We start from the raw sequence: 23,291 nt of genomic DNA, 5'->3' as shown, positions 1-23,291 counted from the left end.
CTTGCCAAAGAATTATTAGACCGTATGTGGAACTTATACAGAGATGACAAAGGCCTTTCCGCTCCGGAAAAGAGAGATGACTACAAACGTTTCTTTGAACAGGAGGTCTATGTACCGGCTGGCTGGACAGGTACCATGCCAAACGGAGACGCGATTAAAACGGGAATTAAATTTTTAGATATCCGTTCTAAATATAAAGATGATCCTGATTTCCAGAAGCTTCAGGACGCTTATAATAATGGAACTGCTCCGGAATTTAAATATCACCGCTTCTGGGCAGAGTGTGATGTTGCCATTGCTAACGGTGTATACTCCATTCTGTTTGGAGATGGCGGAGAACCGGTAAGCAGTTCTGCGATCGACCCAACATCGGCAGCTTTTGACAGAAAGGCCGGCAGCCAGAAAGACATTACAGTAACTCTTTCCCTAAACGGAAATACCTTTACAGGGATTAAAGAGGGAAATAAATATTTAACTGAAGGTGTGGATTATACTCTGAACGGCGATACCGTAACATTGTTAAAGGATTTTCTTTCAGCATTGGATACGGGAACTCACAATGTGGTATTTGATTTTAGCGCCGGTATTGACCCGGTACTTGTTCTGACTGTGACAGATACTTCAATTGCAGCCGGGGACATCAAGGTACAGATGTTCAATGGAAATACATCAGCCCAAGTAAATGAAGTCATGCCGAAATTCAAGCTTTACAACACCGGAGAAATCAGTATTAATCTTTCTGATTTGAAACTTAGATACTATTACACGATAGACGGAGAAAAAGAACAAAATTTCTGGTGTGACTGGTCTACGGTCGGCAGCGATCATGTAACCGGCACCTTTGTGAAAATGCCGAAAGCCAAGACAGGAGCAGATTATTACCTGGAAATCGGATTTACAGCTGGAGCCGGTGAACTGAAAGCAGGTCAGTCCATTGAAGTGCCGGTAAGATTTTCAAAAACTGATTGGAGCAATTACACACAGACAGGGGATTATTCTTTTTCAGATTCGGGCAGCAGCTATGCAGACTGGACAAAAATTACAGGATACATTTCTGACAGCCTGAAATGGGGAGTAGAACCATAAGGTGTAACCTCAAAGCGTAAATGCATAATATCTGTCCCAAATCCCAAAATATCGTACGACAGGATTTGGGACAGAATTGCACCGATAAAGGAGACTAATAAGCAAAACTCGCATTGCAAAAAGCAATCAGCAGGTCCTCTTTATTTTATGAAGAAAATATTCAAGAACATGTAAATCATCCGTCAGTTCCGGGTGAAATGCAGTTACTAATACATGATCATTCTCAGCAGCGACCATTTGCCCATTGACAGAAGCAAGCGGCCGAACGTTGGAACCAATTGTTTCAATAATTGGAGCTCGAATGAATGTCATCGGAATATCGCCAATGCCTTTAAAACTTTCAATTATTTTGAAACTGCCCAGCTGCCGTCCAAAAGCGTTTCTTTTGACGGTGATATCAATGCTCTTAAAATAGGAATATGATTCGTTAGAGATTTTATCAGCCAGTAAAATCATGCCGGCACACGTTCCCCATACAGGCATACCGCCATCAATCCTGGCTTTGATTGGCTGAAAAAGCGCTGTTTCATGCAGGAGTTTTCCGATAACCGTGCTTTCGCCGCCAGGAAGGATCAGCCCATCCAGGTCATCGGTCAAGTCCTCGCTCTTCCTTATTTCAATATTGGAAATCCCCAGTGCATTCAAAGCAGAAATATGTTCAGCAAACCCGCCCTGAAGAGCTACAACTCCGATCTTCATATGCCGCGCTCCGCCATTAACAGCTGTATTTCCTGTTCGTTTATGCCAACCATAGGTTCTCCAAGGTCTTTCGAGAGCTCCGCCAGAAGTTTCGGGTCATTAAAATTTGTGACGGCCTGTACGATTGCTTTTGCCCGTTTCGCAGGATTTCCTGATTTGAAAATACCGGAGCCAACAAAAACCCCTTCTGCCCCTAACTGCATCATCAAAGCAGCATCTGCGGGCGTTGCAACACCGCCGGCTGCAAAATTGACTACAGGGAGCTTTCCGTTTTCAAAAACATAATGCACAAGGTCATATGGAACCTGCATTTCTTTTGCAGCATGGAAAAGCTCATCCTCCCGCGTGTTCCGGATGTTCCTGATCTGCTGATTGATCAGACGCATATGGCTTACGGCCTGCACGATGTCACCTGTACCTGGTTCGCCTTTTGTCCGGATCATCGAAGCCCCTTCCGCGATTCTGCGCAGAGCTTCGCCCAGGTCCTTTGCCCCGCAAACGAACGGAACGTCAAATTTGGTTTTGTCGATGTGAAAAACATGATCAGCAGGAGTAAGAACTTCACTTTCGTCGATATAATCAATCTCAATCGCCTGTAAGATCTGCGCCTCCACAAAATGTCCGATTCGTACCTTGGCCATAATCGGTATGCTTACGGCTTCCTGGATCTCTTTTATCATTCTGGGGTCACTCATTCTTGACACTCCTCCGGCTGCCCGTATATCAGCCGGGATGCGTTCAAGTGCCATGACTGCACAGGCCCCGGCTTGTTCCGCGATTTTTGCCTGTTCCGGCGTTGTCACATCCATGATAACACCGCCTTTTAACATCTGCGCCAGATTCTTATTTAAGTCATATCTCTTGTTCATGTAGTCTTCCTCCTGTTTTTAATTTGATAAATGTAAGTGAACTATATTATAGGAGAGAAGTGGACATATTTAAAGAGCCAAATACTATCAATCTGACCAGTCCAGTTATGACGGTTTTGAAGGCATTTCGGAATCACAAGAAATAGCGGTATAGAAAAGGGAAGTTTTAAATCCAAGGTGGAATAGTAGAATAACAGCAGAAAAAAAGCAGACGCTAATCATGTCTGCTTTTTTATATTCAAAATCATTGGATATTTAATCATTTTTACTTTCTTAATATTCTGCTTAAAAATTACCGTTTTAATATGCCATTTTAAATTTACCGTAATGAAATGGAATGTGTTAAACTCTAGATAACTTAAAGAGAAGGAGGTAATGGTATGAAGATTCTGGCAATCACAGCATGCACAGCAGGCATTGCGCATACGTACATTGCAAAAGAAAAGCTGGAAAATGCCGCGAAGGAAATGGGGGATTTCATTAAGGTAGAAACACAGGGATCGATCGGTGTGGAAAATGAGCTGATGCCGGAAGAAATCAAAGATGCGGATGTAATATTGATTGCCGCAGATATACGGGTCAATAAAGAACGTTTTGCAGGTAAGGCAGTTGTCGACATTCCAATCAGTATGATTATGAAATCTCCAAAAGGCGTGATTTCAAAAATTCACGAGAAGCTTGGAAAGTAATAAAAGGAGAATCAACCTTATCCGAAGGGGGTAAACAAATGGCAAAACAGAAATTTGAAATTAAAAAGCATGTTATGACAGGCATATCCTACATGATCCCAATCGTTGTATGCGGCGGTATTTTATCGGCACTGGCAAAGGGATTCGGCGGATATGACATTGGAAGTGCAGTGGAAGCGGGGGCTACACCATTTTCCAATTTAAATCCTTTTACCTGGATTGGATTCTGGTGGGGAGTTAATAAACTGGGTTCCATTGCAATGGATTTTGCCGTAGCAGTTATGACTGCAGGTGTGGCCTATTCCATAGCCGGACGTCCCGGTATCGTCCCGGGCATTGTAATTGGCTATTGTTCGGCTCAGTCGAAAGCGGGTTTCCTTGGCGGACTGCTCATGGCATTTATCATCGGGGCATTTGTGAACTGGATGAAAACCTGGAAAATGCCGAAGTGGTGTGAAGGCCTGATGCCGGTCATGTTCATACCGGTCCTTTCCACGTTTATATGCGGAATGATTTTCCTGTGTGTATTCTCCATACCATTGTCTTTCATCATGAACGTATTCCAGCAATGGATCATCTCCTTAAACGGCGGGGCTAAAGCTGTTATCGGCGGAGTCATCGGTGCCTGCATGGGATTTGATTTAGGCGGGCCGGTAAATAAAACGGCTTCCATGGCAGCAAATGCATTGGGAACAGATGGAATCTATGGACCTATGGCCGCTAAGATCATCGGAGGAATGACGCCTCCAATCGGTATTTTTATTGCTACCTTAATGAGAAAAAATAAATTCACCAAGGTTGAACTGGAAACTGCAAAAACAGCATTTCCTATGGGGCTTTGCTTTATTACAGAAGGCGTACTTCCATTTGCAGCGGCAGATCCGGTAAGGGTCATTCCAAGCTGCATGATCGGTTCTGCGGTCGCAGGGGCCATTGCAGTAGGTATGGGATGTGAGTCAGTGGCAGGTCATGGAGGTATCTTCGTCGTGCCGATGATGAAAAATCCGTTGTGGTTCCTGATTGCTCTTGTAATCGGATCGGTCGTGACAGGCGTTATTTATGCAGGAATCAAGAGACCGGATCAGGAAGGAACCGGGGGGAAAGAAGAGGACTTGGATATTGATCTGGATATTCAGATCCAATAATCTTAAAGTATCCGCAAAGAAAGGACAGAAATTATGCTGGTATCTATGAAGGCAATTCTTGACGATGCAAATAAAAAATATTATGGTGTTATGGCAATGAACAGCATCAACATCGAAATGGCCCGGGCGGGGATTATGGCTGCAGAGGAAGAACAGTCCCCAATTATCATACAGTTTGGGCCCGGACAGATGAAAAATCATGCCCATGCGGAGGAAATGCTTCCGGTAATCAGGGAACTGGCTTCCAGAGTTCACGTTCCGGTAGCGCTTAATCTGGACCATGGGGCGGACTTTTATGTGATTGCTGATTGCATTAACCGGGGGTTCACCAATGTTATGTTTGACGGTTCCTCCCTTCCATACGAGGAAAATGTAAAACGGACAGCCATTATAAGCGCCCTGGCTCATGGTATGGGATGCTCGGTAGAGGGAGAATTAGGCCATGTGGGACAGGCTGTAAATTCCGATGATACGGATGTGGATTTATATACAGATCCAAACCAGGCCCTGGACTTTGTGGAAAGAACCAATGTGGACGCTCTGGCTGTTGCGGTTGGTACGGCTCACGGTGCATATCCGAAAGGGAAAATACCGAAACTGGATTTTGAGCGCCTTCATCAGTTAAAGGAAACCCTGAAAATGCCATTGGTCCTTCACGGGGGTTCCGGTTCAGGAGAAGAAAACTTAAAGAAGGCTGTTGCCGGAGGGATCAATAAGATCAATGTATGTACCGATGCTTTTGATGCAGGGAAAAAAGCCATGCTGGAAGCGCTTAAACAGGATCCGAATCTGGATTACATGCATTTATGTATGGCTGCTGAGGCGGGGATTAAGCAGTTTGTAAAAGATTATATGAAGATTATCGGTTCCAGCGGACAATTTTATTACGGAGAAGCCAGACAGGTTGGATATGAATGATACGACGAAACCGGGAGAAACCCGCTTTGCGGGTTTCTCCGGTTACCGCGGCAGTGCAACGGCTTGACCACTGCCGCCCTTTTAAAAGATTGAGGTGGTAATTTGAAGCAGGATAAGAACTCATTATATTACAACCGGATACTCAAATGCCTTCTTTCCGGAAGGACATATACCATAGTACAGCTTGCAGATAGTGTGGGATTATCTGAGAAGACATTAAGAACCAAAATCAATCAGTTAAACGACTGGATGGAAAACAGTGATTTAGGGAGTATAAAAAAGAAACAGGGAACAGGAATCTGGCTGGATTGTTCCAAGGGGCAGCTGGAAGCCATAAAAGAAAAGGTCTGCGATTCAAACGACACGGATTTCTCCGCTGCTATGGATAACCGGAACCGTCAGCTTACCGGTAAACTTTTAAAACTGAAGCCGGGAGAGATCATTACCATGCAGAAGCTTGCGGAAAGTCTTTATTTAAGTCCGCCGACGGTTGCCAATATGCTTAAGAAAGTTTCCCCCTGGTTTGAAAAACGCAATCTGCAGATAACATCTGTCCGGAATAAAGGAATCTGCATTGCCGGCGATGAATACAACTACCGGATAGCTATTAAAGACTATATTCTTTATATGATGCCGGAAATTATGGAAGCGCTTCTCGGTACCTATGCACCGGGAGTTGATGTTTACCGTATCCGGAAAATTATCGTAGATGCGGAAAATGCATGGAGAATCGAGCTGGCGGATATCTCGTTTAATATGGTCTGGATCATGACCTGCTTATCCCTGTCCAGAAGCTTTACCGGGGGGAAAAACAGGTTCGGTCAGGGAGAAGAAGATGAGGTCCAGCATTACAACGAATATTCGTTTGCAGAATCCATATATCAGAGGATCGGGGCGGAATACCGGATAAAAATCCTTCCGGATGATGTGAGACTGCTGTCCGTGCTGTTATTATCGGCAAGAAAGATTGAAGGCTTTTCCTGTTTAGGGGATGAGGAATATACCAGGCAGTACGATAAAGATTTGAACCATTTTGTAAAACTTGTTATTGAGACCATAGATTCCGTTCTGGATGTGGATATATCATCCGATAAGACGCTGTATGAGAGCCTGTTAATCCATATGCGGTCTGCGATTTTCCGGATGAAATATTCCACTACCACGTCGGAAAGCATCAGCAAGTATGTGAAAAGTGAGTATAAACAGACATTTCTGGCGACCTGGTCGACCAGCAATCTGTTTGAAGAGTATTATGGAGTCCAGGTCACTGAGGATGAACTGGCAGGGATTGCCCTTTATATACAGGCTTCGCTTATCCGTATGAAAAAAGACCAGCCGCTTATGGCTCTTATGGTCAGCCAGCAGGGGCTTGCTTCCAGTCAGCTGATCATGGAAATGATAAAATACAGCATACCGGAAATTGCAGACATAAAGGCGGTAAGCAATCACGATTTTAAGATTTCCCAGTACCCGGATGTGGACCTGATCATCAGCTCTGTTCCTTTAAACAAGGCTGATCCCAGGATTGTTATGATCGGGGACAGGATGTCAGAAGATAATGTGGAAAATGTCAGGAAAAAGGTAAAAGAGATGAGAAAAAACATCCCATCCCCTACCTTCCGTTTTCATAATTTATGTCATCAGCTGTTTGATGTGGATCTGATTTTCTTTCAGCCATGTGCGGCAAATAAGGATGATCTGCTTAAGCAGATGGTAAAGAGGCTGGAGGAGAAGGGGGATGTCACTTCTAAATATCTGGAAAGTGTATACGACCGTGAAAAGGCAACTGCTACCGGCATTGGACATGGAATTGCAATCCCTCACGGAAATATGATGGAGGTTAACGAATCCAGGATTGCGGTGGCTGTCTTAGACCAGCCCATGGAATGGTCCGGCGATCTGGTAGATGTGGTTTTTTTACTGGCAGTAAAGATGACTTCTAATTATGAGATCAGAAGGACGAAACAGTTCTATAAAGATTTTTTACTGCTGACGGAAAAGGAGGAAAATATGGAAATCATGAAAAACCTGAATTCTGCATTGGAAATATATCAATATTTTATTCGATAAGGAGTGAGCCTATGGCTGTAAAAGAGATTCTGGATCAAAGAGTCATTGATCTGAATATGAAAGTGACGAATAAAGACGAGGTATTAAGGCATTTGGCCGGACTTCTTAAAGAGGCGGGCTATATTGATAATCTGGAAGGATATTTAAAGGATGTTTACTTAAGAGAGTGTGAAGGCATCACGGGGATTGGCAATCACGTTGCCATTCCCCATGGAAAATCCGATTCAGTCGGTAAAGTGGGCATTGCCGTGGGAAGAACGGAACATATGATAGAATGGGAATCCTATGACGGAGAACCATCGTATTTGTTCTTTTTATTTGCAGTTCCGTCAGACAGTGAAGGAGCGAAGGATCATCTTCGCCTGATTTCCGAACTGGCCGGAAAGCTTGGGAATAACGGGACCCTGGAAAAGCTGCAGACAGCAAAAAGCTATGAGGAGCTGCTGAAAGCATTCTCATAAATCACATAATAAAATTTACACAAGAGGAGGAGCATAAATCTCCGAATAAATCTTAATGATGTACTGCCAGGCATTTCTTTGCTTCCTGGCAGTATTTTCTGTTTTTTATGGTACGCTTCGCAAAATATTGTAAAAAATAACAAAATAACTTTACATTGGCTGCATAATATGTTAATATCATACATGTAACCGGTTACATAAAGGAGATTTGTCATGAATATACGGGATATTGCCAAAAAGGCGGGAGTTTCCTCTGCAACCGTGTCCAGGGTGATTAATGATTCCGGATACGTGAAAGATGAAACGAAGCAGAAAGTTTTAGCAGCGATTGAAGAAGCGGATTTCGTACCGAACGCCATAGCAAGAAGCCTGAGCATCCGTGACTCTTCCAGCATCGGGGTCATTGTTCCGGATATAGCCAATGAATTTTTTTCCGGCATTATAAGCGGAATGGGAGAGATGGCAGCCAATAACCAGTACAGCATTGTTTTGTTCGATACGGGTGAAATGCAGGAAAGAGAGCATCAGTGCCTTCAGGTGGCAGAAAGCCAAAGACTTTCCGGTTTACTGATAACCCCCATTTCTGAACTTGATATGGCGACTCGGGATAAACTGATACAATTTGAAAACAAGGGGATTCCGGTAGTTCTGGTTGACCGTGATATCAAAAATTCCAATCTGGATGGGGTTTTTATAGAGAATGATGCCGCTGCTTATAAAGGAGTGGAAGCGTTGATCCATTCCGGTCACCGTAAGATCGCGGTCATTACAGGTCCCAGTACCTCTATGCCGGGTAAGGACCGGTTAAAAGGGTATAAGGCAGCCCTAAGGGATTATGGGATTGAGCTTAAGGAAGAGTATATTGTATCCGGAGATTTTAAGATCATCAAGGCATATGAGCGGACAAAAGAATTGCTGGAGCTTCCGGACCCGCCGACCGCGATTTTTGCCTCCAATAACCAGACCAGTCTGGGAGTGCTTAAGTATCTCACGGAACAGAAGCTGAAGATCGGCAGGGATATCTCAATGGTAGGATTTGACCAGATAGAATCCCTTAAGATCATTGACTACAGGCTTTCTGCCATTGAGCGGGATGCAAAGAAGCAGGGATATGAAGCAATGGCAATGCTGATGGATAAACTGTCCCATAAGGAGAGCAAAAGCTCCGGCAGAAAAATCTTTGTTCCGTATCAGGTGGTGCTTCGCGGATCAGAAACAATAAAATAGGATGCAGGTTAGCAGCCTATTTTAATCCGTAATAAGTAACCGGTTACTTATTACGGATTAAAAGGAAAGGAAAAGGGTCATGGGGAAAAAGGTAACAGTTTTTGGAAGCTTTGTAGTGGATCTGATGGGAAGATGCCCCCATCTTCCGGTTCCGGGTGAAACCGTTAAGGGAAGTGTTTTTAAAATGGGTCCCGGGGGCAAGGGGTTCAACCAGGGGGTGGCCGCCCATAAAGCGGGAGCTGATGTGACCATGGTAACGAAGCTCGGAGAGGATGCATTCGCAGATGTGGCGTTAAATACCATGAAGAAGCTGGGAATGGATGCCGGACGGATATTCCATACCCGTAAGACGGAAACAGGCAGTGCGCTGATCATGGTAGATGAAAACACCAGCCAGAACGAAATTGTTGTCATTCTGGGTGCATGTGGTACGATTTCAGACGAGGAAGTGGAATCCATTTCAGACCTGCTGGATCAATCGGATTATCTGTTGACTCAGTTGGAAACCAATATTTCTTCCGTAGAAAAAGTGATTGATATTGCATATGAGAAGGGCGTAAAGATCATTTTAAATACGGCCCCTGTGCAGCCGGTCAGTGACGGCATTTTAAGCAGGGTGGATCTGCTCACGCCCAATGAGGTGGAAGCCGGGATATTAACCGGGATACCGGTAGATGGGGAAAAAAACGCCGGGAGAGCTGCGGACTGCTTTTTTGAAAAAGGGGTCAAAAATGTACTGATTACCATGGGCGGAAAAGGAGTTTACCTTGCAACTCCTGAGAAAAGGGGTCTCCTGCCTGCTTACCGGGTCAATGCAGTTGATACGACCGGTGCGGGGGATGCGTTTAACGGCGGTCTGGTGGCCGCCCTGGCAGAGGGAAAGGACTTATGGGAGGCCGCAGCCTTTGCCAATGCAGTAGCAGCTATTTCAGTACAGAGAATCGGAACAACCCCGGCCATGCCTGACCGGGAAGAAATTGATTCATTCATCAGAAAGCAGGAGGAGGAAGAGTCATGTTAAAAACAGGAATTTTACACCCTCAGTTAGCAAGGGTTATGGCAGAGCTCAGGCATATGGATATGCTGGTGATAGGGGATGCCGGACTTCCCATTCCGAAGGGAGTGGAACGGGTGGATTTAGGCTGGAAGCCGGGAAGTCCCTCTTATCTGGAAGTGCTGGAAGAAATAGAAAAGTATATTGTAACGGAAAAAGCCATATTTGCAGAAGAAGCTCTTTTAGTAAGTCCCGGACTTCATGAAAAGGCGTTGACTCTTCTGCCGAAGGGCATTCCGGTGGAGTATGTACCCCATAAGGAATTAAAAAAGATCACTGAGGGGGCCAAGGCGATCATCCTGACAGGGGAATTTACGGGATATACCAACGTAGTACTGGTCTCAGGCTGTGCATATTGAACGGAAGCAAGCCGGACATGATATAATGGCATCAGAACAGAGGGATGACAGGGGGAGGATCATGTTGAAAGTACTGATAGCGGATGATGAAGAAAAAATCTGTCAGCTGATTGAAAAGCTGATCGACTGGCAGGCACTGGGGATGGGGCTTGCCGGGGTAGCAGAGAACGGGACCCAGGCGCTTGAAATGATAGAAGCGCTTTCTCCGGATGTGGTGATCACCGATATCCGGATGCCGGGCTATGACGGGTTGGAACTGGTTAAGAAAACACGGGAACTGAATTTGAATGTGGAGTTTGTGATCATCAGCGGTTACCGTCATTTCGAATATGCCCAAACAGCGATTAAATACGGGGTCAGCGATTATTTGCTGAAACCGATAAAAAAACAGGAGCTGATGGAGACTCTCCAAAAGATCAAAGGAAGATATCATGAAAGAAATGAACAGCTGACCTATGAGGAACGGGTCCGGCTTGCAAGAAAAAGCGATGCAGAGCGGCTGCGCACCACCTGGTTTTCCAATGTTCTGTACCGGGAATGGAGGGAACAGGACTGTTGGGGCTTAGAAGAGATCAGTAAGCAGTATTATTATCAGCTGAAGCCCGGATGCTTCCAGATTATTTGTGTGAAATTTGATGGAATTTTCATGCCTGATGAGAAAAATCTGGAATTTCTGACAGAAAAGACAACTCAGATCACAGAACAGATGCTGAAAGGCCAGGTGTATGACTGGGAATTGTATGTGGAAAACAGTCACATCTACATATTTCTGAATTATGAAGAAGAAAAAAAGAAAGTCATCCGAAGACAGTGCAAAATTATCTTAAATGAGCTTGCTGTACTGGAATCCATTCTGAAAGGCCTGCGAGTGACGATCGGTTTTGGAACACCGGTATGCGATTTAAGTAAGCTTCGCCTGTCGCTTAAGTCTGCCCGGTATCTGGTGGAACAGCGGCTGGTTGCGGGGAACGGAAAGCTTCTGGAGGGGGAGCTTCGAAGCTCCTGCAACCTGGCATCAAGCGAGTGGTTTACCCAGTTCAACCAGAACATGAATGCTGCACTGGAAAGCCTGGACCGTAAACAGGTAGATGATTGCCTGATGAAGCTGAATTCCGAGCTTTTGGAGCAGCCGGATGTGACCGGGCATGAAATCCTGCAGATGTGCCGGGAGGTCTGCAACCTATACCTCTTTTTTATGAAAAATCATAAAATTTCCATTGAACAGAGTTTCATTGAACGGTTTAACCAGGGAGTAGAATTTTGTGCGTCCGCGAAAGAGGTTCTGCGCTATCTCATGAAAGAAATCGCCGCCTCCTACGATAAGGCAGTAGCCGGAAAAATGCAGGAGGATAACCGTCCGATCCGGATTGCGAAGAAATACATCAAAGATCATTACAAGGAAGCCATTACTCTGGAAGACGTCAGTGAAGTGGCCGGATTCAATCCCACGTATTTCAGCTCCCTGTTTAAAAAGGAAACAGGAAAGAATTTTCTGGAATTTTTGTCTGAGGTCCGGATGGAACAGGCGAAAAATCTGTTAAAAGAAACGAATCTGAGTGTGGCATCGGTATGCGGAGAAGTGGGGTACAGCGATGTAAAGTATTTTACCAAGGGCTTTACCAGATATTCCGGATTAAAGCCAAATGAATACCGGAAACTGTATTCGTGATGCGGGGGGAGTACATGATGAAGGATAAACTTAAGTTCCTGTCCGTCAGAGTGTTTCTTCTGCTGGCCGGATTAACTGCGGTGCTGATGCTTTTGCTTGGATATTCCCTGTATTTGAGCATTGGACGCCCGGAGCGGATGTGGCTTTTGATGATGGCCGCGGCTTTTCTGCTCCTGTTTTACTATGCCGGTTATTACGGCATTTATAAGCCAATGCAGGAAACAAAACGGGTGGAGCGCCAGTTTGCCTCCGGCTGTGTCATTCACGATCTATTTAAAATACGCTATCCGTACTGCCTGGAGTCGGAACAGGTAAACCAGAGGTTTCGGGAGATGCTTGGGACCAGGGAACTGATCAATGTATCAAAAAAGCAGGCGGAATATATGGCACTTCAGAACCAGATCAATCCTCATTTCCTGTATAATACCCTGGAAGGGATCCGAAGCGAGGCACTGACCCTGGGAGTTGGCAGCATTGCAGAAATGACGGAGGCGCTTGCTACCTTTTTCCGCTATACCATATCGAATGTGGACCATCTGGTAACACTGGAGGATGAACTCGCAAATATTGAAAATTATTATTATATCCAGCAATTCCGTTTCGGCAAAAAACTGCAGTTAAGCATTCAGTATGCCATTGGGGATGAACTGGATGAAATGGAGATTCTGCAATACCGCTTACCAAAGCTGACCCTGCAGCCGGTTGTGGAAAATTCCATTTATCATGGGATCGAACGGAAGATCGGAAAAGGGCATCTGATTATTAAAATATCGGTGACCGATTCCCGCCTGATCATCAAGGTATCCGATGACGGGCTTGGCATGGATGGGGAAAAGGTCAGAAAGCTGAATGAGAAGCTTAAAAGCCTGTCATTAGACGATGTAAATCCGGACACAGATCGGAAAGGCGGCATTGCCATTCAAAATGTCAACAACAGGATTAAGCTTTTGTTCGGAGAAGAATATGGGATCTATGTATACAGCCAGGTAGAGGCCGGGACGGATGTGGAGATATCCCTTCCATTGGTAAGGGACTGACAGAGGGGGAATGGGATTGAGAAAGGAAATTCTTCGGCTTAGCAACATTACTCTGGAAGAAAACGGGGAGCGTTATCTGGATAATTTAAATTTCTATATTCTCCAGGGAGAAATTATGGGACTGATTATTTCCGATGCAAAAGGCTGCACACAGTTAAGGAATCTCATCTGCCATAATATTCCCATAAGCTTTGGAGGAGTCTATTATGAGGGAAAACGGGTAAATCATTATTCTTACTCCGACTTATCTGACAACCGGGTTTATGTAATTGAAGAGCGGGGAAGGCTCATAGACAGCCTGTCCGTATCCGATAACCTGTTTGTAATGCGTAAGGGGTTTAAAAAGTATATCATAAACAGCAGAGTTCTGGACAATCAGACGGAACGGCTCATGGCAGAAATCGGACTTCCCATTGATCCAAAACGGCGGGTCTCCTCTTTGAGCGCGTTTGAGCGCTGTGTTACGGAGCTTTTAAAAGCCATTCTGACCGGCTGCCGGTTAATTGTCCTGGACCGGATCAGCAACTTTTTAAGCCAGATGGAGTTAAAACAATTCCAGGACATGATACGGGAACTAAAAAGCCGGGGAATCGGGTTTCTATATATGGGAAACCATCATCAGGAGGTATTCCAGATTGCGGACCGGGCAGCTCTGTTCCATCAGGGAATGATATGGAAGGTATTTGAGAAGGAGGAAATGCTGGAAACAGTGCTGGATCCCTATACGATTTCCTTTGATTTGTCCGGAAGCCGGATCCGGGAACCACAGGAAGAGGCGGTCTTAAAGCTGGAAGCCGTACATCTGTATGGTAAAGGTACCGTCAGCTTTTCCTTGAGAAAGGGAGAGTGCCTGATGATACTGGACAATGATAATCAGACGTTGGAGCCTCTGGTACAGGTCCTTTCCGGGAACCGGGGAACCGACGGAGGTAAAATTCATATAGAAGGAAAGGTTTTTGAAGGAGAGGCGCCGGCAGACTTTTTTAAAGAAGGGGTGGCAGTCATTCCGGATGATCCGGCAGAAACCTTCCTGTTTCGGGATATGAGTTATATGGAGAATCTGACCTTTCTTCTGGACCGGAAGGTCTGTTTCGGGAAGTTAAAGCGCAGTTATATCCGAAGCGTGCGGAATGAATATTTTCCCAAAGTGGGCCCCTGCATTGATGCCCAAAAGCTGGACGGTCTGAACCTGCAGGAAAAATACGGACTGGCATATTACCGGATCCATCTGCTGCATCCGAAGGTGGCCGTATGCGTTCAGCCGCTGGCGAAAGGAGATATGTACTGCAGGCGTTATGTGCTGGATCTGATTCAGGAATTGAAAAACAGCGGAATCTCCGTACTGATTCTAACCAGTAATTATGCTGACAATATGGATGTATCGGATCGAATGATGGTGCTGCAGGGCGGAAAGGTGGCAGCGGAATATGCGAAAGAAGAATTCTATAAAGCCGGCTGGTGACCGGAAATAAAACAGGCAGGTGAAGCTGCCTGTTTTTCATTACCAAAGATTGCCCCCCTGAAACGGAAGATCCTCCCCTACTTTCCCGAGTTTCCCGGTGCTATACTGATAGCAGAAACATACGGCGGTAAAAATGAGAGAAATATGAGGGTGAGAGCTATGCAGGAAAACATTGTGCAGATGCGGAATATTACAAAGTCATTTCCTGGTGTAAAAGCACTGGATGAGGTTTCGTTTTATTTAAAATCAGGAGAAGTCATGGCGCTGTTAGGGGAAAATGGAGCAGGAAAATCCACATTGATGAAAATATTAAGCGGTGTCTATCCGAGAGATGGAGGAACCATAGAGGTTTTTGGTTCCGGTATCCGGGAGATGACACCCCAGAAAGCAAAGGAACTGGGAATTGCCATCATCCATCAGGAGCTTAACATGTGCCAGCACTTAACGGTGGCTGAGAACATTTTTCTGGGACGGGAATGGACGAAAGGAATGTTTCTTTCTGATAAAGAAATGAACAAGGCGGCAGCCGGGATTCTGGGCCGTATGAACATGGAACTGGATCCTGGGTCACTGGTAGGCAGTCTGGCCGTATCAAAGCAGCAGATGGTTGAGATAGCAAAGGCACTCTCCGTAAATGCCAGAATACTGATTATGGATGAACCTACATCGGCATTGACATCAAAAGAAATCAATGATTTATTTTCCATGATCCGAAAGCTTAAATCGGAAGGCTGCGGCATTGTGTACATATCCCACCGGCTGGAGGAATTAAAACACATCGTTGACCGGGTCACGATCATGAGAGACGGCAGGTTCATTACCTCAATGGATTTTGCACAGGACCGGCTGGAAGAGATCATCACCCATATGGTCGGACGTGAAATAAAACAAAAGTTTCCGCGGGTATCCTGTCCGAAGGGCAGGAAGATCATGGAAGTCCGGCATTTAAATGCAGGGCATATGGTTCGTGACATTAATCTGGAATTATATGAAGGTGAAATCGTCGGCATTGCCGGTTTAATGGGAGCTGGGCGGACGGAGACAACCAGAGCTGTTTTCGGGGCGGATAAAAAGGAATCAGGACAGATTTTTCTGGATGGAAAAGAAATAAGCATTCATAAGGTGGAAGATTCCATAAAAGCAGGCATTGTATTAGCGCCGGAAGACAGAAAAAGGGACGGACTCTGCATAAACTTAAGCGTTCGGGATAATATTTCCCTTCCGAATCTGGATATATTGTGCGGACACCTGGGGGTTGTAAACAGGAAGAAAGAGAATGAGATGACGGGGAAATCGGTGGTTTCTTTGAAAATCAAGCTGCCTGGCCCCGAGGTAGATGCAGGAAGCTTATCCGGCGGCAACCAGCAGAAGGTGGTCGTTGGCAAATGGCTGGCCAGAAATTCGCGGGTGGTCATATTCGATGAACCGACCAGAGGGATCGACGTAGCGGCAAAGGTTGAGATTTATAACCTGATGAATGAACTGAAGCAGAGAGGAATTGGTGTTCTGTTTGTATCGTCGGAGATGCCGGAGATTCTTGGGATCAGCGACCGGATTCTTGTCATGTGCGATGGGAAGATCACAGGTGAATTAATGGCAGCCGATGCAACACAGGATAAGATTCTCAAATATGCGACGCAGTTTGAAAGTAAGATCAGCTAAGAGAAGGGCAGGGGAAAACATGAATAGTAAAAAACAAAGTTGGTCCAGAAGGCTGTTTGCCATCCGGGGGATGGGGCAGGTGATCACCGTGGGCATTGGACTGGTCGTGATGTGCGCTGTATTCGGCATCATCAATCCAACATTCTTTTCCGGAAAAAATGTTGCAAACCTTCTGCGTCAGATCGCGCCCATCCTGCTGATCGGCATTGGCCAGTCTTATGTGCTCATAACCGGTAACATTGATCTGTCAATCGGATCGGTAGTCGGCATGAGCTGTATGATATCCGCAACCATGATGACAAAAGGCATGAGTCCATGGACAGCGGTGCTTTTGACTTTGATCTGCTGTCTGATCGTAGGTGCGGTCAATGGGCTTCTGGTAGCAAAATGCAAGCTGCCTCCCTTTATTGCCACCCTGGGTACCATGACAATTGCAAGAGGCATCGCACAAATCGTCAATAACAACTACAATACCGATGCGATCGGCGATGGGGCCAGAGGGTTTCGTGATTTCTTTTATTATGGGAAGATTGCGGGAGTGTACAATACTGTGATCATTTCCATTGTTTTGTGGCTGGTATTTCATTTCCTTCTCAGCAAGACAAGAACCGGGCGCCATATCTATGCCATTGGCAGCAATATGGAAGCCTCTAAGCTTTCCGGAGTCAACATTGTTGCAACCACGACCAAGGCTTATCTGGTCAGCGCTTTTTGTTCCTGCATCGTAGGGCTTGTGATCTGTGCAACCAGCGGCATGGGCACCATGGATGCAGGAAATGCATACGAAATGTACGCGGTAGCTGCTTCTGTTATCGGAGGAGTGTCAACACTGGGAGGCCAGGGAATCTTAATCGGTACAGTGATCGGCGCTTCTATCTGGGGCGTCCTTCAGAATGGCCTGCAGTTTGCAGGCGCGCCGGTGGCAATCCGCAATATTGTGATCGGGACCATTGTCGTCATATCCGTGCTGATTGACATTATTGTCAGAAGCGGAAGGTTCGTAAAGAAAAGCAGGATAGAAAATTAAGAAAGATATTGGGGCCAATGGCTTTAATATAGAGGAGTTAAAACTATATAATTAAAGGAGGAAAAAGTTTATGAAACGAAAACTACAGGCAGCTGTGCTTTCCCTGGCAATGGCTGCTTCCATGTGTGCAGGCTGCAGCAGCGGGCAAAAGGATGCTACGGCAACGGCAGCAGCAGAGGCGAAGACAGAGGCAAAAACAGAGGCTGCAGCAGCTTCTGCAGGGGAGTCATACAAAATTTACCTGATTACCATGGATCAGATGGATCAGCATTGGGTAAACGTGGATGCGGGTGCCCAGAAAGCAGTGAAGGAGCTGGGAAATGTAGAATACAAATGGCTGGCTCCTGATGTGAAGGATGATGCAAAGCAGATTGAGTGCATCAACAACGCAGTAGCAGGCGGAGCTCAGGCTATATTGCTGGCAGCCAACGGACCGGATGCAGTAACAGCATCCCTGCAGGAGGCCATTGATGCAGGGGTAAAGGTGGTATACGTGGACTCTGCCGCATCTCTGCCGGCCGTCCAGACCCTGGCAACGGATAATAAAGCTGCCGGTAAGACTGCAGGCGAAGAGATGGTTAAAGCGTTAAAGGCAAAAGGAATCGAATCGGGGAAAATCGGCATTGTAAACGTAAATGCAGCAACAGCCTCTACCGTAGCCAGGGAGGAAGGCTTCCGTTCTGCATTTGAAGGAACCGCTTTTGAAATCCTGGAGACCCAGTACGGAGAAGGAGATGCGGCAAAGTCTAAGGATATCGCGGCGAATTATATCACTCAGGGCTGTGTCGGCATTTTCGGAGCAAATGAAGGCTCTACCGTTGGCACCGGCAATGCCATTCAGGAAACCGGTGAGACAGTGATCGGTGTTGGTTTTGACAAATCCGACATGATCCTGCAGCTGATCAAGGAAGGCTATCTGCTGGCAACCATGGCTCAGAATCCGGATGTCATGGGGTATGAAGGACTGAAAACTGCGGTTCAATCCCTGGAAGGAAAGGATACCGGCTCTGAGAATGTTGATACCGGAGTATCCGTTATTACAAAAGATACTTTGAAATAATTGAATATTTTAGAAAATCATATTATATTTAAGGGGCAGGGACCGGTGTGGAGGTTCCTGCCTCTGTTGCAATCATTCTGTACGAAAAGAAAGAGGTTGGGACATCGCTATGTATGTATTAGGTTTCGACATTGGCGGCACAAAGTGTGCGGTATTGCTTTGCCGCCTGGAAAATGAAAAAAGTAAAAATATTGTGTGGAAAAATAGAATTGAGATTCAGACATTACCGGATTGGAAAGAAGTACTTGACACCTTATGCGGACTGGCCGGGGAAATGCTGGATACTTATGGGGCAGACCGTTCTGACTGCCGCATCGGTATCTCATGCGGGGGACCGCTGAGCCCGGACCGTACAGTCATCTGCTCACCGCCTAATCTCCCCGGCTGGGATGAGGTTCCTGTTGTATCCTATCTGTCAGAGAAACTTCACATGCCTGCAAGAATGTTAAATGACGCTGACTCCTGTGCTCTGGCCGAGTGGAAATACGGGGCCGGAAAGGGCTGCCGCCATATGGTATTTCTTACATTCGGAACCGGACTTGGCGCGGGGCTTATCCTGAACGGCCGTCTATATACCGGGGCATGCGGTCTGGCAGGAGAAATCGGACATATCCGGATGGAAAGGGAAGGGCCGGTAGGTTATGGAAAGGCTGGCAGCCTGGAAGGCTTTTGCAGCGGCGGCGGAATTCGGCAGATGGCGGTTAAAAAAGCAGAAAAGCTGGCTTCGGAGGGGAGAACAGCTTCCTTTCAAAGGTCACAGCAAAAGCCCGCGACAGCAAAAGATGTGGCAGAAGCAGCAAAAGCAGGTTACGAAGATGCAAGGGAGCTGCTGATGGAGTCAGGACGGTATTTGGGAAGAGGACTGGCTCTGCTTATTGATATTCTGAATCCGGAAATGATCGTAATCGGCAGCATTTATGCCAGAAGTCATGAGTTTATGGAAAATACCATGTGGGAAGAGATCCGCAGGGAGGCGCTTGAGCATTCAAGGACTGTGTGTAAAATAGAGCCGGCAAGGCTGGGCGATAGGATTGGAGATTATGGCGCGGTTATGGCTGCAGTTTATGAATAACCCCCAGCGGATTATTTTTTTAAAAGAACGGTGACAACGGACCATTAACATGGTAAAATAACGTTTGCGCCACCTGGAAAAGGCTGGCAGAATATATGAGAAAAGGATGAGAATTATGGAAACCGATATGACAAGAGGCAATCCGCTTCCAATCATTTTGAAATTCACGCTTCCCCTATTGATCGGAAATATCTTCCAGCAGCTTTATAATATGGCTGATACCATCATTGTAGGCCGTTTTGTGGGACCGGATGCGCTGGCAGCGGTTGGCTCTACCGGAACCATCATGTTTTTGGTCATTGGTTTTTCCCAGGGTATGAGTACGGGATTTACCGTTCTCACCAGCCAGCGTTTTGGAGCAGGAGATACAAACGGAGCAAAGCGGTCCGTGGCAAATGGTATCATATTGTCGGCTTTTGTTATAATAATTATGACAGCTGTCAGCCTTTCTTTTATGAGACCGCTTCTTATGCTTATGAATACGCCTGAGAATATTTTAGAGGATGCCTATACTTATATATCCATCATTTGTATGGGAATTGTGGCAAATGTATTTTATAACCTTTTTTCCTCTTACCTGCGATCTGTTGGGAACAGCCGGATACCGCTTTTATTTCTGATATTTTCCGCCTGCCTGAACGTAATTCTGGATCTTATATTTATTATTAATCTTGGAATGGGAGTAGCAGGAGCAGCATGGGCGACCAATTTATCTCAGGGAATATCCGCGCTCCTCTGCATCGCATACATCTGTAAGAAGGTGCCGGTTCTGACTCCCGAAAGAAATCACTGGCGGTTAAGTGAGGCTGATTCAAGACATCAGCTTTCGGTGGGGATTCCCATGGCGCTTCAGTTTGGAATTACAGCGTCAGGAACCATAATCATGCAGTCTGCAGTCAACTTATTCGGCTCCACGGCAGTGGCCGCCTATACGGCAACCAATAAGTTTCAGAGCATGGTGATCCAGGGGATGATGGCAATGGGACAGACGATGGCAACATACTCCGGCCAGAACTTTGGTAAGGGAGATATTAAAAGAATCCGTCAGGGCGTCAGGCTTGCACTGGGAACTGAGGTTATCTATGCGCTGTTATGTACCATAATTGTCTGCCTGGGGCTTCCTTATGCATTAAAGCTGTTCTTTTCCGGTGATGTGGATATAGCGGTAATGCTCCCCTGGGCGAAAACTTTTATTTATTTGTGCGCTATATTTTATATCCCTCTTGGAACGATTTTTATATTCAGAAATACCATGCAGGGGTGCGGATATGGGTTTCTTCCGATGATGGGCGGGGTGGTAGAACTTGCCGCCAGACTGGTAACGGCTGCTCTTGCAATCCGGCTTTTAAGCTATCCGCTGGCTTGTGCCTGCGATCCGGCAGCATGGTTCAGTGCCGCGGTTTTTACGGGAATCTCATACCGTTACATTATGAAAAAGGTGGAGAAAAACCAGGCGGATTGCGGTTCCGTTCATCAGCTTTAATTTTCTCAATTTATTATTGATTTATAGAATAATATTTAGTATATTATGTAATAGATTATCTTAGGCGGTACTTGAAAGGAGAATCATGATGATAAAAGTAGCTGTAGATGCCATGGGCGGTGACTATGCACCAACGGAAATGGTGGCCGGTGCCGTAGCGGCAGTAAACGCGAATAAAGAGATCCAGGTTCTCTTAGTAGGGCAGGAACAAATCGTATCGGAAGAACTTGCAAAACATGCGTATAATAAGGACCAGATACGGATTGTGAATGCGGCAGAGGTAATCGAAACGGAAGAACCCCCGGTTAACGCCATACGAAAGAAGAAGGATTCTTCCATCGTTGTGGGAATGAATCTGGTAAAACAAAAGGAAGCGGATGCGTTTGTATCGGCCGGCAGCTCAGGAGCCATACTGGTTGGCGGACAGGTGATTGTCGGACGGATAAAGGGAGTGGAAAGGCCACCGCTGGCCCCGCTTATTCCGACAGAAAAAGGCGTTTCCCTGCTGATTGACTGTGGAGCCAATGTGGATGCAAGACCATCCCATTTAGTACAATTTGCCATGATGGGCTCCCTTTACATGGAGCATGTACTGGGCGTTAAGAATCCAAGAGTGGCCATCGTCAATATCGGCGCAGAGGAAGAAAAGGGAAATGCGCTTGTGAAAGAAACCTTTCCACTGTTAAAGGAATGTAAGGATATCCATTTTACCGGAAGCATTGAGGCCAGGGAGATTCCGCATGGCGGTGCAGATGTCATTGTTTGTGAGGCATTTGTGGGCAATGTGATCCTAAAGCTTTATGAGGGAGTGGGCGCAACTTTGATAAACAAAGTAAAAAGCGGTATGATGGGAAGTTTAAGGAGCAAGATCGGAGCTCTGCTTGTAAAGCCTGCTTTAAAAGAGACCTTAAAATCATTTGATGCATCTCAGTACGGCGGAGCACCGTTACTGGGGCTTAATGGTCTGGTGGTAAAAACTCATGGGAATTCAAAGGCGGCAGAAGTGAAAAACTCCATAATTCAGTGCGTAGCCTTCAAAGAACAGGGAATTAATGATAAGATAAGAGAAAGTCTTAAAATGAAAAATGAAGAAAATCAAGAATAGGAGAGAGGAAGAAAAAAATGGAATTTGAGAAGTTACAGGGCATTATTGCAGAGGTGTTAAATATTGAGCCGGAGGAGGTGACCATGAACTCCACATTTGTGGATGACCTTGGCGCCGACTCCCTTGATGTGTTCCAGATCATCATGGGCATTGAGGAGGAATTTGATATTGAGATTCCAACGGAAGTGGCAGAAAACATCGTGAGTGTCAGCGACGCAGTAGAACAGATCAAGAACGCTTTAAATTAATAGATGTGGGTGCTGCCGGAGGCTTTTTTGTCTGTCCGCAGCACCTTCTTTCATAATGGAGAAAGAGGTGTATGATGAGCAGGAATTTAAAAGAACTGGAGGAGCGGATCGGTTACCGGTTTTCGGACAGGCATCTTATGATACAGGCCATGACCCACAGCTCCTATGCCAATGAACACCGCTTAAATAAGCTGGAATGCAACGAACGGCTTGAATTTTTGGGTGATTCTGTGCTGGAGGTGGTTTCCAGCGACTGTTTGTACCAAAAATATCCGGAAAAACCGGAGGGGGATTTAACAAAGATACGCGCCAGCATTGTCTGTGAACCGACTCTTGCTTATTGTGCAGAGGATATCAGGCTCGGGGAATATTTACTGCTTGGTAAGGGCGAAGAAGCAACCGGCGGCAGGGGACGTGCGTCAATTGTATCTGATGCTATGGAAGCGCTGATCGGGGCCATTTATCTGGATGGTGGTTTTGCTAATGCAAAAGAGTTTATCCTTCGTTTCATCATGAATGATCTGGAACATAAACAGCTCTTTTATGATAGCAAGACTATCTTGCAGGAGATTGTGCAGAGCCAGACGGAGGAACCGTTAAGCTATGAGCTTTTACGGGAAGAGGGGCCGGATCATAATAAGGTATTTGAGGCCCAGGTTCTGATTGGCGAAAAGCCCATCGGCAAGGGGACCGGAAGAACGAAAAAGGCAGCGGAACAGGTGGCTGCTTACCATGGGATCCTTAGCCTCAATAATATGGAAACACCTTACGGGCATACCTTTATGTCCAAAAAGCATGGACAATAATAAAGAAACACCCTATGGGCATACCTTTATGTCCAAAAAGCATGGACAATAATAAAGAAACACCCTACGGGCATACCTTTATG

22 protein-coding genes are annotated in these 23,291 nt (G+C 45.8%); 20 read left to right on the top strand and 2 right to left on the bottom strand.

Annotation, left to right across the window (positions count from 1 at the left end; all coding sequences use genetic code 11):
- On the top strand, nt 1-1,086 hold a 1,086-nt coding region (locus BQ9856_RS10220), incomplete at its 5' end, for a glycoside hydrolase family 48 protein (RefSeq protein WP_268875589.1).
- A 126-nt stretch (nt 1,087-1,212) separates the two neighbouring features.
- Here BQ9856_RS10220 and pdxT read toward each other — a convergent pair.
- Both pdxT and pdxS read right to left on the bottom strand, forming a co-directional pair.
- Nucleotides 1,213-1,785, bottom strand: coding sequence for a pyridoxal 5'-phosphate synthase glutaminase subunit PdxT (gene pdxT / locus BQ9856_RS10215; RefSeq protein ID WP_077610945.1), 573 nt, complete (start codon nt 1,783-1,785; stop codon nt 1,213-1,215).
- A complete protein-coding gene (gene pdxS / locus BQ9856_RS10210) occupies nt 1,782-2,654 on the bottom strand; it encodes a pyridoxal 5'-phosphate synthase lyase subunit PdxS (RefSeq protein WP_077610944.1) in 873 nt (290 codons plus the stop codon). Before pdxS ends, pdxT begins: the two co-directional genes overlap by 4 nt.
- Nucleotides 2,655-3,034: 380 nt before the next feature.
- Between pdxS and BQ9856_RS10205 the strand changes: the two genes are divergently transcribed.
- The 19 genes from BQ9856_RS10205 (at nt 3,035) to rnc (ending at nt 23,208) form a co-directional block, all read left to right on the top strand.
- Entirely contained in the window at nt 3,035-3,343 is a 309-nt protein-coding gene (locus BQ9856_RS10205; protein WP_077610943.1) for a PTS fructose transporter subunit IIB, read from the top strand.
- A 38-nt stretch (nt 3,344-3,381) separates the two neighbouring features.
- The gene (locus BQ9856_RS10200) at nt 3,382-4,488 is read left to right on the top strand and encodes a PTS fructose transporter subunit IIC (protein WP_077610942.1); all 1,107 of its coding nucleotides are present in this window, start codon (nt 3,382-3,384) and stop codon (nt 4,486-4,488) included.
- Between the two features lie 33 nt (nt 4,489-4,521).
- Complete coding sequence (locus BQ9856_RS10195) at nt 4,522-5,406, top strand: class II fructose-bisphosphate aldolase (RefSeq protein WP_077610941.1); 885 nt, start codon at nt 4,522-4,524, stop codon at nt 5,404-5,406.
- Between the two features lie 102 nt (nt 5,407-5,508).
- Entirely contained in the window at nt 5,509-7,476 is a 1,968-nt protein-coding gene (locus BQ9856_RS10190; protein WP_077610940.1) for a BglG family transcription antiterminator, read from the top strand.
- Nucleotides 7,477-7,487: 11 nt separating this feature from the next.
- Complete coding sequence (locus tag BQ9856_RS10185) at nt 7,488-7,937, top strand: PTS sugar transporter subunit IIA (RefSeq protein WP_077610939.1); 450 nt, start codon at nt 7,488-7,490, stop codon at nt 7,935-7,937.
- Nucleotides 7,938-8,150: 213 nt separating this feature from the next.
- A complete protein-coding gene (locus BQ9856_RS10180; protein WP_077610938.1) occupies nt 8,151-9,164 on the top strand; it encodes a LacI family DNA-binding transcriptional regulator in 1,014 nt (337 codons plus the stop codon).
- A gap of 79 nt (nt 9,165-9,243) precedes the next feature.
- A complete protein-coding gene (gene rbsK / locus BQ9856_RS10175; RefSeq protein WP_077610937.1) occupies nt 9,244-10,185 on the top strand; it encodes a ribokinase in 942 nt (313 codons plus the stop codon).
- Nucleotides 10,179-10,577 (top strand): D-ribose pyranase, encoded by a 399-nt coding sequence (gene rbsD / locus BQ9856_RS10170; protein ID WP_077610936.1) that lies wholly within the window; start codon nt 10,179-10,181, stop codon nt 10,575-10,577. Before rbsK ends, rbsD begins: the two co-directional genes overlap by 7 nt.
- A gap of 61 nt (nt 10,578-10,638) precedes the next feature.
- Nucleotides 10,639-12,246 carry a response regulator transcription factor gene (locus tag BQ9856_RS10165; protein ID WP_077610935.1) on the top strand — a complete coding sequence of 536 codons (1,608 nt, stop codon included), beginning with the start codon at nt 10,639-10,641 and terminating at the stop codon, nt 12,244-12,246.
- A 14-nt stretch (nt 12,247-12,260) separates the two neighbouring features.
- On the top strand, nt 12,261-13,283 hold the full coding sequence (locus BQ9856_RS10160; protein ID WP_328587247.1) for a sensor histidine kinase: 1,023 nt from the start codon (nt 12,261-12,263) through the stop codon (nt 13,281-13,283).
- 16 nt (nt 13,284-13,299) lie between these two features.
- Entirely contained in the window at nt 13,300-14,745 is a 1,446-nt protein-coding gene (locus BQ9856_RS10155; protein WP_159441978.1) for an ATP-binding cassette domain-containing protein, read from the top strand.
- Nucleotides 14,746-14,904: 159 nt separating this feature from the next.
- Nucleotides 14,905-16,407, top strand: coding sequence for a sugar ABC transporter ATP-binding protein (locus tag BQ9856_RS10150; RefSeq protein ID WP_077610932.1), 1,503 nt, complete (start codon nt 14,905-14,907; stop codon nt 16,405-16,407).
- A gap of 19 nt (nt 16,408-16,426) precedes the next feature.
- Nucleotides 16,427-17,434: an ABC transporter permease gene (locus BQ9856_RS10145; RefSeq protein ID WP_077610931.1), complete on the top strand. Its 1,008-nt coding sequence runs from the start codon at nt 16,427-16,429 to the stop codon at nt 17,432-17,434.
- A 70-nt stretch (nt 17,435-17,504) separates the two neighbouring features.
- The gene (locus tag BQ9856_RS10140; RefSeq protein ID WP_077610930.1) at nt 17,505-18,494 is read left to right on the top strand and encodes an ABC transporter substrate-binding protein; all 990 of its coding nucleotides are present in this window, start codon (nt 17,505-17,507) and stop codon (nt 18,492-18,494) included.
- Between the two features lie 109 nt (nt 18,495-18,603).
- Nucleotides 18,604-19,566: an ROK family protein gene (locus tag BQ9856_RS10135; protein ID WP_077610929.1), complete on the top strand. Its 963-nt coding sequence runs from the start codon at nt 18,604-18,606 to the stop codon at nt 19,564-19,566.
- A gap of 115 nt (nt 19,567-19,681) precedes the next feature.
- Entirely contained in the window at nt 19,682-21,049 is a 1,368-nt protein-coding gene (locus BQ9856_RS10130) for an MATE family efflux transporter (protein WP_077610928.1), read from the top strand.
- Nucleotides 21,050-21,137: 88 nt separating this feature from the next.
- Nucleotides 21,138-22,154, top strand: coding sequence for a phosphate acyltransferase PlsX (plsX, locus tag BQ9856_RS10125; RefSeq protein WP_077610927.1), 1,017 nt, complete (start codon nt 21,138-21,140; stop codon nt 22,152-22,154).
- Nucleotides 22,155-22,171: 17 nt separating this feature from the next.
- Nucleotides 22,172-22,402 (top strand): acyl carrier protein, encoded by a 231-nt coding sequence (gene acpP, locus BQ9856_RS10120; protein ID WP_077610926.1) that lies wholly within the window; start codon nt 22,172-22,174, stop codon nt 22,400-22,402.
- A gap of 74 nt (nt 22,403-22,476) precedes the next feature.
- A complete protein-coding gene (rnc, locus tag BQ9856_RS10115; RefSeq protein WP_077610925.1) occupies nt 22,477-23,208 on the top strand; it encodes a ribonuclease III in 732 nt (243 codons plus the stop codon).
- The last annotated feature ends 83 nt before the right edge of the window (nt 23,209-23,291 follow it).

The sequence above is a fragment of the Clostridium sp. Marseille-P2415 genome, from assembly GCF_900155545.1.
Lineage (GTDB): Bacteria > Bacillota > Clostridia > Lachnospirales > Lachnospiraceae > Lacrimispora.
The sequence above is the reverse complement of the archived record's forward strand: the minus strand, read 5'-3'. Positions and strand labels throughout refer to the sequence as shown.